This window comes from Candidatus Competibacter phosphatis (assembly GCF_012939995.1).
GTDB classification, from domain to species: Bacteria; Pseudomonadota; Gammaproteobacteria; order Competibacterales; family Competibacteraceae; genus Competibacter; species Competibacter phosphatis.
In genome coordinates this window covers 1-13895 of record NZ_SPMZ01000035.1, presented here as the reverse complement: position 1 = coordinate 13895, position 13895 = coordinate 1, and the positions used below count along the sequence as shown (strand labels likewise).

Sequence of the window (13895 nt, the reverse complement as noted above, 5' to 3'; positions counted from 1 at the left end):
ACGAGGGAAGACAACTCGTCAGCAAAGGCCAAGCTCCTGGAAGTACAGCGAAATGACGGCAAAGAACGCCGAGCTTTCGATGATCGCACGCTGGTGCCTGCCAATGCGCAACCATCCACAACATTCGCGGCGGGTGGGATGAGGGATAAAGTGGACTCATCGTCCCGATGCCCCCGCGCGCTTACCTTGCTTGCCACTTCTCCGTGCGCGGGGGTATGCTGCTACCTCATTCGATCCAGGTTCCCGACCGCATTGCCGTGCGACCGGGTGAAACGGGAAGTCCGGTGACGCTGGCGTCTTGCCAGGCCAGCCAGTCCGGCGCAGCCCCCGCTGCTGTAAGCCTGACAAATCCATCGCTAGGCCACTGTGCATCCGCGCGGGAAGGTTGATGGAGGCGGAAGACGGCCAAGCCAGAAGACCGGCCTGATCGATTTGTTTGGCACGACCCCGGGGTGTGGGTTCGACCGATCATCGAGCGCGTGGGCTCCACCGCCGATAGGATTCGATTTCCCCGCCCTTGCCGCATCTCCCCGAGGCCGCGCCCGATCCAGTGTCGTGTTCAACTCAGAGGATGCTCATGCATAGGGAGCTGGATTTCGTTACCGCCACCGCGCGTTTTCGCCGCGCTTCACTCTGGAGGTAACTCGCCATGCCCGGCAAGGTCTGGTTTGTCGGCGCCGGCCCCGGCGATCCCGACTTGATCACCGTCAAGGGACGCGCCCTGCTCGAACGGGCGGGCGCCATCCTGTTCGCCGGTTCGCTGGTCGATGTCGCGGCCACCTTGTACGCGCCCAACGGCTGCGAGATTCGCGACTCGAAGGATATGACGCTGGAGGAAATGACGGTCTGGCTGCTCGCCGCCGCCGACCGTCATGACACCGTGGTCCGTCTGCAAACCGGCGATCCCAGCCTATACGGCGCGTTGGTCGAAATGACGCGGCCGCTCGACACGGCGGGTATCGCTTGGGCCGTGGTGCCCGGCGTGTCCTCGGCTCTGGCCTCGGCTGCCGCCGCTGGCGAAACCCTGACTCTGCCGGAAGTGACACAAACCGTCATCCTCACCCGTGTGGCCGGCCGCACCCCGATGCCGGCGGGTGAAGAGCTGGAAGCGCTGGCCGCGCACCACAGCACGCTTTGCATCTTTTTGTCGATCACCCTGCTCCACGATGTGCAACGCGCCCTGCGCGCCGCCGGCTGGGCCGAGGACGCGCCGATGCTGGTGGTCCAAAAAGCCTCCTGGCCGGGCGCGGAAAAAATCGTGCGCGGCACCCTCGCCGACATCAAGCGCAAATGCCAGGCCGAAAAGATCGGCGCCCAGGCCATGATCATCGCCAGCCCGGCGCTGGGCGCGCGCGACTGGCCCAGCCTGGTCCGCTCCAAGCTCTACGATCCGAGTTTTAGTCACCGCTTTCGCCCGGCGACCGCCCGTTCCCCTGGAGACCCTAGCCATGAATGACACCCTGCTGCTCGTCGGCCACGGCTCGCGCCGCCCCGGCAGTAACGACGAAGTCGAGGCATTCGTCCAGCTTTGGCGGCAACGTCACCCGGACTGGCACATCGAACTGTGCTTCATCGAGCTGGCCGAAACCCTGCTCGACGCGGGGCTCGACCGCGCCGCCGCCCACGGCCGGCGGGTGATGGTACTGCCGCTGATCCTCAACGCCGCCAGCCACGTCAAGAAGGATATCCCGGCCGCCATCGCCGCCGCGCGCGTCCGCCATCCGACGATCGAGTTCGCCTGCGCGCCACACCTGGGGTTGGGCCGCGAGATCTTCGCCATCGTCAAGCGCCGGCTCGACAGCCTGATGCGGGAAATGGCCATGCCCGACCCGCGCACCACCGGCGTCATCCTGCTGGGTCGCGGCTCGTCCGACGCCAGCGCCAACGGCGACATGGCGCGCCTCGCCCGTTGGGTGTACGAGGACAGCGACCACGAACTGGTGGACATCGCCTTTACCGACGTTACCCACCCTCGCCTGGAATCGGTGGTGCAACGCCAGGTCCGGCTCGGCATGAGTCAAATCCTGGTGCAGCCGGTCTACCTGTTCAGCGGGGTATTGATCGAGCGCATCGGCGCGCAGATGGCGCGCTTGCGGCCGGTCTACCCCCAGGCAAGTTTTGCGCTGGGTTCCTATTTTGGCCACGACGAGGGTTTATTGGCGCTGCTCGACGAGCGCGCCACGGCGGCGGCGACCGACGACTCACTGCTCGATTGCGATGGCTGCGCCTTCCAGCAGGCCGCCGCCGAGCACGTCCACCCTCATGGGCATGACGCCGGGCACGGCGCCGCGCCTGACCATCGTCACCATCACCACCATGCCGCGCCATCCGCTCCGACCCATGGTGGCGGTGGCGATCACCTCCATCATGCCTGAGCCGACCATGAACACTGCCGTCACTGAGCAACTGACCGTCGCCGGTCAAGCCATCGAGCACGAATCCTTCGCCGTGATCGATGCCGAAGTTGGACAACACGTCTACAGCGCCGAGCAATGGGTGATCGTTCGCCGCATGATTCACGCCACGGCCGATTTCGAATTCAACGGTCTCACCGCGTTTCATCCCCAGGCCGTGGCCGCCGGGCGAGCGGCGGTGTTGAAGGGCGCGACGCCCATCGTCGCCGACGTCGAGATGATCACGGTCGGTCTTTCGGCGCCCCGGCTCAAACACTTTGGCCTGACGACTCACCAGTTCATCGCCGATCCCGAGGTGATCGAGCGCGCGCGCGCCGAGGGCAGCACCCGCGCCGTGCAGGCCATGCGCTTGGCGTGGCGGCGCGGTCTGCTCGACGGCGCGCTGGTCGGAATCGGCAACGCGCCGACAGCCCTGCTCGAAGTCATCCGCCTGGTGCGCGAGGAGGGCGTGCGTCCGGCGCTGATCATCGGTATGCCGGTGGGTTTCGTGTCGGCGGCCGAGTCGAAGGAGCAATTGGCGACGCTGAGCGAGGTACCGTGGATTTTGTGTCGGGGTCGCAAGGGTGGATCGACCCTGGTGGTCGCCGCGCTGCATGGCTTGTTGACGCTGGCCGAAACCCGAACGCATGCCGCCGCCTGAGCGTCGTGGGCATGACCGTTCCGACGAGAAGATGCGCAAAGCCACGCCGCGCCGCGCGCGCGGCAACCGCAGCGGTTTCACTACCGGCGCTTGTTCGGCGGCGGCGGCGCGAGCAGCCACTTTGGGTCTGGTCTCCGGTACCGTGCCGGATATGATCGAGTGCCTCCTGCCGAACGGTCGGCGGGTCCATTTCGTCGTCGAGGACGGTTGTGTCGCGGCGGATACCGCCCATGCCGTGGTGGTCAAGGATGCCGGCGACGACCCGGATGTCACCCATGGCGCGCGACTCACGGCCGATGTGCGCCTGTTGGCTGGTCAAGCCGATTGCCTGATTCTCAAGGGAGGTCCCGGTGTCGGTACGGTGACGAAAGAAGGACTCGGGCTGGAGGTGGGCGGTCCGGCCATCAACCCGGTGCCGCGCCGGAACATCGCCGACAACGTGCGCGCCGCCGCCGGCGACCTGCTCGACCACGCCGGCCTCGAAGTGACGATTTCGGTACCCGGCGGCGAGGACATGGCTCGCAAGACCCTCAATCCCCGGCTAGGTATTCTCGGCGGCATTTCCATTCTGGGCATCAGCGGCATCGTTCATCCCTATTCGACGGCGGCGTTCCGGGCCAGCGTGGTGCAGGCGGTGCAAGTGGCCGCCGCGCAGCGACAGCCAGCCATGGTGTTCACCACCGGCGGTCGCACCGAAAAACGCGCCATGCGCCAATATCCCGAGTGGCCGGAAGCTTGTTTCGTGCAGATGGGCGACTTCGTCAAGGCTGCGTTCGATACCGCGCGGGATTGCGGTTTTCGGCGTGTCATTCTGGGCTGCATGGTCGGCAAGTTGACCAAGATTGCTCAAGGACTCCCCGTCACCCACGCCTGGCGTCAAGCCATTGATCGCGATCTGCTGGCTGAAACCGCCGCCGAAGTAGGTGCGCCGGCTTCCTTGGTGACAGCCATCCGCGCCGCCGAAACCGGGCGCTTTGCCGCCGAAAAGCTCGCCGAACTCGGCTTGACCGTGGATTTTCATCGCGCTCTCGCCCTGCGCGCCTGGGTCAGCCTCAACCAGCGCTATCCGGGGCGCTTCGAACTCGATGTGCTGGTTTGCGATACCGAAGGCCGGACTCTGCTCGTTCTGCCGCACGCCGAGGCCCTGGATCGATTTGGAGGCGGGCGACCATGACGCCCTGTCAAGTCATCGGTGTGCATGACGATGGCGCGGCTGGCCTCACGGCGCACGCCCAGGAACTCTTGCGCGCGGCCGATCTGGTCATCGGCGCTCCCCATCAGTTACGCGTTGTTGCGTCGCTGCTGCCGGAACAGACCGAACGGCGCGACGCGAACGGTCGCGTCACCATCGTGGCGGCTTGGGTCGAGGAGGCATTGAGCACCGGGCGGCGAGTCGTGGTGCTCGCCACCGGCGATCCACTCTACTTTGGCATCGCCGCTGGTTTGATCGCCGCGCTGGGGCGCGAGCGGGTCCACATCGTGCCGACGTTGTCCAGTGTGCAACTGGCCGCGGCCCGTCTCGGTCTGCCCTGGCATGACGCCAAGCTGGTTTCGGTCCACGCCGCCGACGCCGGCGAGTGGGTGCCCGGTGCCCGCCACGATCACGGTCTGGCGCCGTTGGCGCGAGCGATCGGCCAGCATGACCTGCTGTTTTGTCTGACCTCGCCGGCCAACGATCCGGCGCGCATCGCTCGCCTGCTGCTGGCGGCCGGATTGGGCGAAGCGTTTCGCCTCGACGTGGCGACGCGCCTCAACGCGCCCGACGAGGCGCTATTCACCGATCTCACGCCAGCGGCGGTGGCGGAGAAGACCTTTCCCGCGCCCAATGTGCTGGTCCTACGCCGAATCGCGCCGCGTCCACCGCTCCCGCGATTCGGCATCGAGGACGGCGAATACGCCCAGCGCCAGCCGGAACAGGGTTTGCTGACCAAGCTCGAAGTGCGCGCCGTCGCACTCGCCAAGCTGCGCCTCGATCCCGCCGCCCTGGTGTGGGACATCGGCGCCGGCGCCGGCACGGTCGGTCTCGAAGCGGCGATGTTGTGCCCGGACGGCCATGTCTACGCCATCGAGAAAAATCCGGCCGACAGCGCCAACGCCCGCGCCAACGCCCGCCGTTTCGGCATCTTCAATTACACCCTGGTCACGGATCGGGCGCCGGCGCAACTGGAAACCTGGCCCGATCCCGACGCGGTGTTCATTGGCGGTTCGAGCGGTGCCCTGACAGCGCTGATCGAGCAGTGTCTGGCCCGCCTCAAACTAGGTGGCCGACTGGTGATCAACGTCGTCACCTTCGAGAATCTCGCCAGCGCCATGGCCGCCGCGCGGAGCAGTGGCCTGCGCTGGGAGGTGTTGCAACTGTCGGCGGCGCGCAGCCAGCCTATTCTGCAATTGCACCGCTTGGCCGCGCAAAACCCGGTGTGGATCGTAGTCATTACGAAGGAGTTCACATGAAGCCAGTGCTAGGTCGCCTGATCGGCGTTTCCATGGGGCCGGGCGATCCCGATCTGATTACCCGGCGGGCTTGGACGGCGCTGTCCGGCCCGGCGCGATGGACCTATCCGGTAAAGAAGGAGGGGGAGCCGTCCTTTGTGCTCGATATCGCCCAACGCGGCGGATTGGCGGTGCCGGCCGATGCATTGCCGCTGGTGTTTCCCATGACCACCCAGGCCGAACTGTTGGCCCGCGCTTGGCTGCACGCGGCCACACTGACGGTCGAACGGCTGGCCGACGGGCAGGACGTGTTGTTCCTGGTCGAAGGCGACGCCTCGACCTATTCCACGTTCGGTCATCTGGCCCGCGCCGTGCGTCAGTTGCAGCCGGCGATCGTGGTCGAAGTGATCCCCGGCGTCAGCTCCTACTGCGCCAGCGCGGCCCGCATCGCTCAGCCGATGGTCGAGGCCGACGAGGTGTTGGCGGTGTTACCCGCTTCCTACGGGGTCGAGGTCGTCGACCGCATGCTCGACCAATTCGACAGTCTGGTCCTGCTCAAGATCAAGCCGATGCTCGATGAGCTGCTGGATCTCCTGGAGCGACGCGGTATCGTCCAACACGCGGTGTATGTCGAAAAGGTCGGTACCCCCGAGGAGCGCGTGGTGCGGAACGTGTTGTCGTTGCGCGATGAAACCGTGCCTTATCTGTCGCTGTTGTTGGTCAGGAATCCCTTGCGTTCCAAGCAACCGATCCCGCGTGGCTGCCGCCCCCGGCGGGTCCGCGAGGCCGCCTCGTGAGGCATCACCTGCCGTTCGGCCCGGAGCGGGTGGCGGTGGTGAGCCTCACCCGTTCTGGGGTCGTTCAGGCCGGCCGCGTGATCACGGTTCTGCCCGGCGCTTGGTTGTTTGCCCCGGAAAAGTTCCGCGCCGAGGCCGAGGCCGCTGCTCCCGGCGCCGTGACCTGTTTCGCCGGCAAGACCGCCGACCAGATCCCAATGCTGTTCGCGCGGTTCGACGGCATCGTCGCCATCGTCGCGCTGGGGATCGTGGTGCGGCTGATCGCGCCGTATTTGCGCGACAAGGCCCACGATCCCGGCATTGTCGTGCTCGACGAGGGCGGCCGTTTCGCCATTCCCGTGTTGTCCGGTCATATCGGCGGCGCCAACGCGCTAGCGGCGTTGCTGGCCGAGCGGCTCGGCGCCACGCCCGTATTCACCACGGCTTCCGACAGTCGAGGCACCTTGGCGGTCGATCTGCTCGGCCGCGAGTTTGGCTGGCGCATCGAAGCACCCAAGGATAATGTCACCCGCGCCAGCGCCGCCGTGGTCAACGATGAGCCGGTGGCTTTGGTGCAGGAGGCCGGTACCCGGCATTGGTGGACGCGCGCCGCGCCGCTGCCGGCCAACCTGCGGATCTGCGCCACGCTGGAGGACATCGACCCGGCGACTATCTCGGCCGTGTTATGGATCAGCCGACGTGTCGTACCGGAGCTGCCGGCGGCGCTGACCGCCAAGCTGGTGACCTACCGCCCACCGGAAGATGCGGAATGAATACGGCGAATGCGATTCCTCTGCGCCTTGCTCTCGGTCTCGGCTGCGATCGCGGCACGCCGATGGCCACCTTGGCGCGAGCCGTCGACGAGGCGCTGGCCGAGGTCACTCGGCAAGCGGGCGTGTCCCTGGAAATCGTCGCCGTCGCCAGTATCGACCTCAAGGCCGACGAGGTGGGCCTGCTGGAATTGGCTCGCGCCCGTGGCTGGCCGCTGTGCTTTCACCCGGCTGCGCGACTGGCGGTCGTGCCGGTGCCGCATCCCTCGGAAACCGTGCGCCGCCATACCGGCACGCCTTCGGTATCGGAGGCGGCCGCGCTGCTGGCCGCCGGAACGCGCGAGCCGGCCGCCATGAGTCAGTTGCTGGTCGCAAAACATCGGGTGCGCGGCCTCGATGGGCGCAGCGCCACCGTCTCGATCGCAAGGATCATTCCCTGATGACGACTCCATGTTCCACCGGCAGGATTTCCCTCGTCGGCATCGGTCCGGGCAGTCTGGACCACATGACGCCGGCGGCGCGCTTGGCGATCGTGGAGGCCGATACCGTGATCGGCTACGCCACCTACATCAAGTTGATCGAGCCCTTGCTCGATGGCAAGGCCGTGATCAGGAAAGCGATGACCGAAGAGATCGAGCGCGCCCTCGAAGCCCTGGACCAGGCCCGCCAGGGCCGGCGGGTGGCGTTGGTGTGTTCCGGCGATGCCGGCGTATATGGCATGGCCGGACCGACCTACGAGGTGTTGTTCGAAGCGGGTTGGACGCCGAGCTCGAACATCGAGGTCGAGGTCATCCCCGGCGCTTCGGCGCTCAATAGTTGTGCCGCGCGGGTCGGTGCGCCGCTGACGCACGATTTCTGCGCCATTTCGCTATCCGACTTGCTGACGCCGTGGCCGGTGATCGCCCGCCGCCTTCACGCCGCCGCCGTCGCCGATTTCGTGGTGGCGCTCTACAACCCGAAGAGCGGGCGGCGCGGCGAGCAGATCGTGCATGCCCAAGCGATCTTCCTTGCCCATCGCGACCCGCAAACGCCGGTCGCCATCGTCAAGTCGGCTTACCGCGCCAAACAGCGGGTGGAGCTGGCCGCGCTCGCCGATCTCGCGGAATGCGAGATCGGCATGTCGTCCACCGTGCTCATCGGCAACAGCCACACCTTCGTCCGTGACGGCCTGATGGTCACACCGCGCGGCTATGCCGACAAGTACGACGTCACCAGCGGCGAACCCAGGGAAGGCGAGCGGCGTGGCCGTTCGCTGTCCACTGGCTTGGTGGGTTGGCGCGCTGCGCTGCGCGAGGACACGGCAACGCCCGAAGTGCTGGCCGCGCGGTTCGGGTTGCCCGAGGCTTATTTACGGTACGTGCTGAGTGAACCCACGACCGTTTGAGTTGTTCGTTCCAAGGTCATTCGCGCCTTGACGCGTTGCCGCTTTGCATTTGGCGGCGGGCATGAGTACAATTTACTATTTTCCACATAGTCCGACTTCAGCTTCTTTCGCCCAAGACCATGAATGAGGTGATGGTTTAATGCCTGCCGTGAAAGTCAAAGATAACGAGCCGTTTGATGTGGCGCTGCGCCGCTTCAAGCGTTCCTGCGAAAAAGCCGGCGTGCTGTCCGAAGTGCGCCGCCGCGAGTTTTACGAAAAGCCCACCCAGGAACGTAAACGCAAGCGAGCCGCCGCCGTCAAGCGCCACTTGAAGAAGCTTTCCCGGGACGCCGCCCGCCGTACCCGGCTGTTCTGAATCAGCCCTCCCATCGCCCCTCCCGTTCGCGAGTTCACCGTCATGTCCCTCAAAGACCGCATTCAGGATGACATGAAAACCGCCATGCGCGCCAAGGACAAGGAACGCCTCGGCGCGATCCGCCTGATTCTGGCCGCCGTCAAGCAGCGCGAGGTGGACGAACGCATCGAACTGAACGATGTTCAAGTGCTCGGCGTGCTGGAAAAGATGATCAAGCAGCGCCGGGAATCGCTGGCTCAGTACCAAAGCGCCGGCCGTGAGGATCTGGCCGCGAGGGAATCCTTCGAAATCGAGGTGATCCAATCCTACTTGCCGACGCCACTGAGCGAAGCGGACATCGACACCCTGGTCGCCAACGCCGTTGCCGTGACCGGAGCCCAATCGGTGCGCGACATGGGTAAAGTCATGGCCCTGATCAAGGATCAGGCACAGGGTCGGGTCGACATGGCCAAGATCAGCGCCCGGGTCAAGGCCCACCTCGACACCTGACCGGAACCGCTTTTCCGCCCACGCGTTCCAATCCGTCGTGCTTTTCATTGTGCTCGACCGCTGACGGCCGCCCGCCGGTCCGCTAGGCTTTGTGGATATGGCTGGCCGCATACCTCAGGAATTCATCGATCAATTGCTTAGCCGAGTGGATCTCGTCGAGATCGTCAACGCTCGGGTGCCGCTGCGTCGAATGGGCCGTGAGTTCATGGCCTGCTGTCCGTTTCACGCCGAAAAAACCCCATCGTTCACGGTCAGCCCGCGCAAGCAGTTCTACCATTGCTTCGGCTGTGGTGCTCACGGTACCGCCATCGGCTTCCTGATGGCTTACGAGCGACTGGAATTTCCGGACGCAGTTGAGGATCTAGCTCGTTTGGTCGGGCTGGACGTCCCCAAGACCGGCGGCGGTCCGAGTGGCTCCGGCTCGTTCCGGCCATTGTTGGACTGGCTGGCCCAGGCCGACCGTTTCTTTCGCCAGCGGCTGCGCGAACATCCGGCCCGGCAACGGGCGATCGATTACCTGCGCCAACGCGGGTTGACCGGCCAGATCGCCGCCTCGTTCGGGATCGGTTATGCGCCGCCCGGCTGGAGCAACCTGAGCCAGGCACTGCACGAAGCCGGCGCCACGGTTCAGGATCTCGTCGATGCCGGCTTGGCTAGCCGCGACGAGCAGGGTCGTCCGCGCGACCGGTTCCGCGACCGCATCATGTTCCCGATCCGCGATCGTCGCGGCCGGGTCATCGCCTTCGGTGGGCGGGCGTTGGACGGTGACACCACGCCCAAATATCTCAATTCCCCGGAGACGCCGGTATTTCATAAGGGCGCGGAGCTGTACGGTCTGCACGAGGCTCGCATCCATACCCCGCACTTGCGGCGGTTGGTGGTGGTCGAAGGCTACATGGACGTGGTGGCGCTGGCTCAGCATGATATCCCCTATGCCGTTGCCACGCTGGGCACGGCCACCACCCCCGAGCATGTCGAGCGTTTGTTTCGCACGGTCAGTGACCTGGTGTTCTGTTTTGACGGCGACCGCGCCGGGCGAGCAGCGGCGACGCGGGCCTTGGAAGTCGCGCTGCCGTTCCTGCGCGACGGCCGGCAGATCGGTTTTCTGCTGCTGCCCGAAGGCGAGGACCCGGATACGCTGATCCGGCGGGAAGGCCAAGCGGGGTTCGAACGGCGGCTGGAGCAAGCCGTGCCACTGGCTGATCATTTGTTCGCCGAACTGCGCGCCCAGGCTGATCCCAACACGCTGGCTGGACGCGCCCGCTTGGCCGAACTGGCTCGGCCGCTGTTGGAAAAGCTGCCCGAAGGGCATTTTCGGGATCTGATGGTGGAACGTCTGCGCCAGGAAGCGCAACTAATGCATACCCGTCTGCGGCTTCCGTCGGGCGGAACCGTGGACCTCGCCCGGCACAACCTGCAACTGACTCGCACCCCGCTGCGCAAGGCGATTGCCCTGCTGCTCTATCGCCCCGAACTGGCGCGGGCGGTGGTGGCGGACGATCCCGCCCTGCGAGGCGGCGAGCCGGGCGTGAAATTGTTGGCCGAATTGATCGGCGGTTTGCGCGCCAACCCCGATTTGAGCATCGCCGCGCTGCTGGAGCGCTATCGCGATACCCGCGAGGGTGCGATTCTGGAGCGGCTGGCCCAGTGGCGGTTGGAGATACCGGAAGAAGAATATCAGTTTGAACAAGAGTTTGCCGACATCGTTACTTACTTGCGTCGGCGCAATGACCCGCGAGAACATTTGCTGGAGACGCTGCTGCTGCGGGGTACGCCGCGCGCGCTCAGCATTGAGGAGCGGGAAGAATTGCGGAGCCTGGGCAAGCCACAAAAAATCTAACTTTTTAATTGTTTGCAATTATTAGCTTGGTTTTTGTGATAGCCTCACTCGTTTAACTTTTTTATTCCTCTCAGTATGTGAACAGGTCATGAGCGAGCAGCAACAGTCGCAATTAAAGAAATTGATCGCCCGCGGCAAGGAAAAAGGTTTTCTGACCTATGCCGAGGTGAACGACCATCTGCCCGATGATATCGTCGATCCCGAACAGATCGAAGACATCATTGCGATGATCAATGACATGGGCATTGAAGTCCACGAGTTTGTGCCCGACACCGAGACTCTGTTGCTCAATGAGAACCCAGCCAGCGCCGACGACGATGTGGTCGCCGAGGAAGCCGCCGCCGCGCTGGCCGCCGTGGACAGCGAGTTCGGCCGCACCACCGATCCGGTGCGGATGTACATGCGCGAGATGGGTACGGTCGAATTGCTGACCCGCGAGGGCGAAATTCAGATCGCCAAGCGCATCGAGGAAGGGATGGGTCAGGTGCTATCGGCGCTGGCCAATTACCCGTTGACGACCAGTGAGTTGCTGCGGATTTACGATTCGATCAGCGACAACGGCACCCGGCTGACCGATGTGATCAGTGGTTTCCAGGATGGCGAAGAGGTATCTCCGCTGATATCGGAAGAGGAAGTACCGCTCGCTGCGGACGATCCGGATGCGGTGGTTGGCGAGGACGAGGAAGACGACGAGAAAAAAGACGAGGAAGAGGACGAGGGGGAAGAGGACGAGGAGGAGCAAGGCGTGGTCGAAAACGGCCCCGACCCTGAGGAAACCGCCCGCCGTTTCGAGGAACTGCGCGCGCTTTACCACCAAACTCAGTCCAGCGCGGACGAACTCGGGTTGCGGGACGCCCAAACTCAGGCGCTGCGCCAGCAGCTCGGCGAGCGTTTCCTGCAATTTCGGCTGGTGCCGAAGGCGCTCGACCAGTTGATCGCCAACCTGCATGAAATGGCCGAGCGCATCCGTTCCCGCGAAAAGGAAGTCATGCATATCTGCGTCGGCAAGGCCCAGATGCCGCGCAAGACGTTTATCACCTCGTTCCCGCAGAACGAGACCCGGCTGGACTGGGTGGATGAACAGATTCAGGCTGGTAAGAAATATTCGTCCTTGCTGGCGGCCCAGCGTGACGACGTGCTGGCGGCGCAGCAACGATTGCAGGCGATCGAAACGGAAGCGCGGTTGTCGATCCACGAAATCAAGGACATCAACCGCCATATGTCGATCGGAGAAGCCAAGGCGCGGCGGGCCAAGAAAGAGATGGTCGAGGCCAACCTGCGGCTGGTGATTTCCATCGCCAAGAAGTACACCAATCGTGGTTTGCAGTTCCTGGATTTGATTCAGGAAGGCAACATCGGGCTGATGAAGGCGGTGGACAAGTTCGAATACCGGCGCGGCTACAAGTTTTCGACCTACGCCACCTGGTGGATCCGGCAGGCGATCACCCGCTCGATCGCCGATCAGGCCCGCACCATCCGCATTCCGGTGCATATGATCGAAACCATCAACAAGCTGAACCGGATTTCCCGGCAGATGCTGCAAGAGATGGGCCGCGAGCCGACTCCGGAGGAGCTGGCCAAGCGCATGGAGATGCCGGAGGACAAGGTGCGCAAGGTGCTGAAAATCGCCAAGGAACCGATTTCGATGGAAACGCCGATCGGCGACGACGAAGATTCGCACTTGGGCGACTTCATCGAGGACCTCATGGTCATGTCGCCGGTGGAAGCGGCCACGGTCGAAGGGTTGCGCGAGTCCACTCGCGAAGTACTGTCGACGCTCACCCCGCGTGAAGCCAAGGTGCTGCGGATGCGGTTCGGCATCGACATGCCGACCGATCACACCCTGGAGGAAGTTGGCAAACAGTTCGACGTGACCCGCGAGCGCATCCGCCAGATTGAAGCCAAGGCCCTGCGTAAGCTGCGGCACCCGAACCGCTCGGAGCAACTGCGCAGCTTCCTGGATCTGGATTGAATCGCTGGCGGGTACGTTGCGGGCTGGGTAAAATTTCACGGTCACGGGCCCTTAGCTCAACGGTCAGAGCAGGGGACTCATAATCCCTTGGTTGTAGGTTCGAATCCTACAGGGCCCATCATAAAAAACAAAGACTTACCATATTACAGGTAAGTCTTTTTGTGTTGTGGCTAGCATAATGGCTAGCAAAATTGATGGTGCTAGGGTTCACTCACTTGCTCAAACTTGGCGATGCGGGGTTCAAAGCCCCTCACAAGCGCCTCGCAGTTCCTCGTATAGCTCACGGGTTTCTGGTCCCACTTCATTCTGAAGCAAGCCCCATTCTTCCGGGGTCATCCGTTGCGGGCTGGTACGGATATAGAATTCCAATTCCGCGTCGCTCATCGCCCTCACCGATTGTTCCGCCGTTAGGCAGTGCCGGCTTTCCAACTTCTTGACGCGGGTTTCCAGCGCGCTCATTCGATGGATTCCGGCTTTTTTCTCCATGCCGACGAAGACCAGCATAAAATCTTCGTCGGCGAGAACGATTTTCCGTCGGGCTAGTACCTCACCCGACTTAAGTTGACTTTATGGAGTAGGTCGGTATTTCTAGGGGGATATTCTCTCACTCTGGAGCCTACTCATGCCGCTACCGAAATACGTGGTTCGTCTCACGGTTGCCGAACGCACCCAATTGGAGGGGTTGATCCGCACCGGCCAGCGGGCCGCATCGACTCTGCTTCATGCGCGGATTTTGCTGAAGACCGATGCAGGGACGGAGGGACCGGGTTGGGACGGATGAGCGCATTGCCGAAGCGCTGGAGTGTGGAGAATCCACGGTGTATC

At 63.9% G+C, this 13895-nt stretch carries 15 protein-coding genes, 1 tRNA gene and 1 riboswitch; of the genes, 15 read left to right on the top strand and 1 reads right to left on the bottom strand.

The genetic code is table 11. The annotated features are described in order from the left end of the window. Positions 1 to 219: 219 nt before the first annotated feature. Positions 220 to 441: riboswitch (cobalamin riboswitch) on the top strand. A gap of 208 nt (positions 442 to 649) precedes the next feature. The 14 genes from cobM to E4P82_RS12430 all read left to right on the top strand — a co-directional run bounded on the left by cobM (position 650) and on the right by E4P82_RS12430 (position 13188). After that, on the top strand, positions 650 to 1456 hold the full coding sequence (gene cobM, locus E4P82_RS12495; RefSeq protein ID WP_169249202.1) for a precorrin-4 C(11)-methyltransferase: 807 nt from the start codon (positions 650 to 652) through the stop codon (positions 1454 to 1456). Beyond that, complete coding sequence (locus E4P82_RS12490) at positions 1449 to 2375, top strand: sirohydrochlorin chelatase (protein ID WP_169249201.1); 927 nt, start codon at positions 1449 to 1451, stop codon at positions 2373 to 2375. The genes cobM and E4P82_RS12490 overlap by 8 nt, the downstream gene beginning before the upstream one ends. Next, on the top strand, positions 2341 to 3054 hold the full coding sequence (locus E4P82_RS12485) for a precorrin-8X methylmutase (RefSeq protein WP_420887109.1): 714 nt from the start codon (positions 2341 to 2343) through the stop codon (positions 3052 to 3054). The genes E4P82_RS12490 and E4P82_RS12485 overlap by 35 nt, the downstream gene beginning before the upstream one ends. Beyond that, on the top strand, positions 3041 to 4228 hold the full coding sequence (locus E4P82_RS12480; RefSeq protein WP_169249199.1) for a cobalt-precorrin-5B (C(1))-methyltransferase: 1188 nt from the start codon (positions 3041 to 3043) through the stop codon (positions 4226 to 4228). The genes E4P82_RS12485 and E4P82_RS12480 overlap by 14 nt, the downstream gene beginning before the upstream one ends. Beyond that, complete coding sequence (cbiE, locus tag E4P82_RS12475; protein WP_169249198.1) at positions 4225 to 5505, top strand: precorrin-6y C5,15-methyltransferase (decarboxylating) subunit CbiE; 1281 nt, start codon at positions 4225 to 4227, stop codon at positions 5503 to 5505. Before E4P82_RS12480 ends, cbiE begins: the two co-directional genes overlap by 4 nt. Beyond that, positions 5502 to 6281: a precorrin-2 C(20)-methyltransferase gene (gene cobI / locus E4P82_RS12470; RefSeq protein WP_169249197.1), complete on the top strand. Its 780-nt coding sequence runs from the start codon at positions 5502 to 5504 to the stop codon at positions 6279 to 6281. Before cbiE ends, cobI begins: the two co-directional genes overlap by 4 nt. After that, the gene (locus E4P82_RS12465; protein WP_169249196.1) at positions 6278 to 7033 is read left to right on the top strand and encodes a cobalamin biosynthesis central domain-containing protein; all 756 of its coding nucleotides are present in this window, start codon (positions 6278 to 6280) and stop codon (positions 7031 to 7033) included. The genes cobI and E4P82_RS12465 overlap by 4 nt, the downstream gene beginning before the upstream one ends. Beyond that, positions 7030 to 7470: a cobalamin biosynthesis protein gene (locus tag E4P82_RS12460; protein WP_169249195.1), complete on the top strand. Its 441-nt coding sequence runs from the start codon at positions 7030 to 7032 to the stop codon at positions 7468 to 7470. Before E4P82_RS12465 ends, E4P82_RS12460 begins: the two co-directional genes overlap by 4 nt. Then, complete coding sequence (cobJ, locus tag E4P82_RS12455; protein WP_169249194.1) at positions 7470 to 8414, top strand: precorrin-3B C(17)-methyltransferase; 945 nt, start codon at positions 7470 to 7472, stop codon at positions 8412 to 8414. The genes E4P82_RS12460 and cobJ overlap by 1 nt, the downstream gene beginning before the upstream one ends. A gap of 139 nt (positions 8415 to 8553) precedes the next feature. After that, a complete protein-coding gene (rpsU, locus tag E4P82_RS12450; RefSeq protein WP_169249193.1) occupies positions 8554 to 8769 on the top strand; it encodes a 30S ribosomal protein S21 in 216 nt (71 codons plus the stop codon). Positions 8770 to 8811: 42 nt separating this feature from the next. Further along, the gene (locus tag E4P82_RS12445; protein WP_169249192.1) at positions 8812 to 9258 is read left to right on the top strand and encodes a GatB/YqeY domain-containing protein; all 447 of its coding nucleotides are present in this window, start codon (positions 8812 to 8814) and stop codon (positions 9256 to 9258) included. Positions 9259 to 9355: 97 nt separating this feature from the next. Then, a complete protein-coding gene (gene dnaG / locus E4P82_RS12440; RefSeq protein ID WP_169249191.1) occupies positions 9356 to 11098 on the top strand; it encodes a DNA primase in 1743 nt (580 codons plus the stop codon). A gap of 88 nt (positions 11099 to 11186) precedes the next feature. Beyond that, positions 11187 to 13070, top strand: a complete 1884-nt coding sequence (gene rpoD, locus E4P82_RS12435; RefSeq protein WP_169249190.1) for an RNA polymerase sigma factor RpoD — start codon at positions 11187 to 11189, stop codon at positions 13068 to 13070. Between the two features lie 45 nt (positions 13071 to 13115). After that, a tRNA-Ile gene (locus E4P82_RS12430) sits at positions 13116 to 13188 on the top strand. Between the two features lie 122 nt (positions 13189 to 13310). Here the strand turns inward: E4P82_RS12430 and E4P82_RS12425 are convergent. Then, positions 13311 to 13574, bottom strand: coding sequence for a hypothetical protein (locus E4P82_RS12425; RefSeq protein WP_169249189.1), 264 nt, complete (start codon positions 13572 to 13574; stop codon positions 13311 to 13313). A gap of 118 nt (positions 13575 to 13692) precedes the next feature. On the opposite strand from E4P82_RS12425, the gene E4P82_RS12420 reads away from it, so the two are divergent. Beyond that, entirely contained in the window at positions 13693 to 13851 is a 159-nt protein-coding gene (locus E4P82_RS12420; RefSeq protein WP_169249188.1) for a hypothetical protein, read from the top strand. Positions 13852 to 13895: the final 44 nt, after the last annotated feature.

What these genes read in the sequence shown, in the direction of transcription:
- E4P82_RS12425 (WP_169249189.1), bottom strand. Translation starts at nt 13,574, where the DNA reads ATGCTGGTCTTCGTCGGCATGGAGAAAAAAGCCGGAATCCATCGAATG.
- dnaG (WP_169249191.1), top strand. Translation starts at nt 9,356, where the DNA reads ATGGCTGGCCGCATACCTCAGGAATTCATCGATCAATTGCTTAGCCGA.
- cobI (WP_169249197.1), top strand. Translation starts at nt 5,502, where the DNA reads ATGAAGCCAGTGCTAGGTCGCCTGATCGGCGTTTCCATGGGGCCGGGC.
- cobJ (WP_169249194.1), top strand. Translation starts at nt 7,470, where the DNA reads ATGACGACTCCATGTTCCACCGGCAGGATTTCCCTCGTCGGCATCGGT.
- E4P82_RS12445 (WP_169249192.1), top strand. Translation starts at nt 8,812, where the DNA reads ATGTCCCTCAAAGACCGCATTCAGGATGACATGAAAACCGCCATGCGC.
- cbiE (WP_169249198.1), top strand. Translation starts at nt 4,225, where the DNA reads ATGACGCCCTGTCAAGTCATCGGTGTGCATGACGATGGCGCGGCTGGC.
- E4P82_RS12490 (WP_169249201.1), top strand. Translation starts at nt 1,449, where the DNA reads ATGAATGACACCCTGCTGCTCGTCGGCCACGGCTCGCGCCGCCCCGGC.
- E4P82_RS12460 (WP_169249195.1), top strand. Translation starts at nt 7,030, where the DNA reads ATGAATACGGCGAATGCGATTCCTCTGCGCCTTGCTCTCGGTCTCGGC.
- E4P82_RS12485 (WP_420887109.1), top strand. Translation starts at nt 2,341, where the DNA reads ATGGTGGCGGTGGCGATCACCTCCATCATGCCTGAGCCGACCATGAAC.
- E4P82_RS12420 (WP_169249188.1), top strand. Translation starts at nt 13,693, where the DNA reads ATGCCGCTACCGAAATACGTGGTTCGTCTCACGGTTGCCGAACGCACC.
- rpsU (WP_169249193.1), top strand. Translation starts at nt 8,554, where the DNA reads ATGCCTGCCGTGAAAGTCAAAGATAACGAGCCGTTTGATGTGGCGCTG.
- E4P82_RS12480 (WP_169249199.1), top strand. Translation starts at nt 3,041, where the DNA reads ATGCCGCCGCCTGAGCGTCGTGGGCATGACCGTTCCGACGAGAAGATG.
- rpoD (WP_169249190.1), top strand. Translation starts at nt 11,187, where the DNA reads ATGAGCGAGCAGCAACAGTCGCAATTAAAGAAATTGATCGCCCGCGGC.
- cobM (WP_169249202.1), top strand. Translation starts at nt 650, where the DNA reads ATGCCCGGCAAGGTCTGGTTTGTCGGCGCCGGCCCCGGCGATCCCGAC.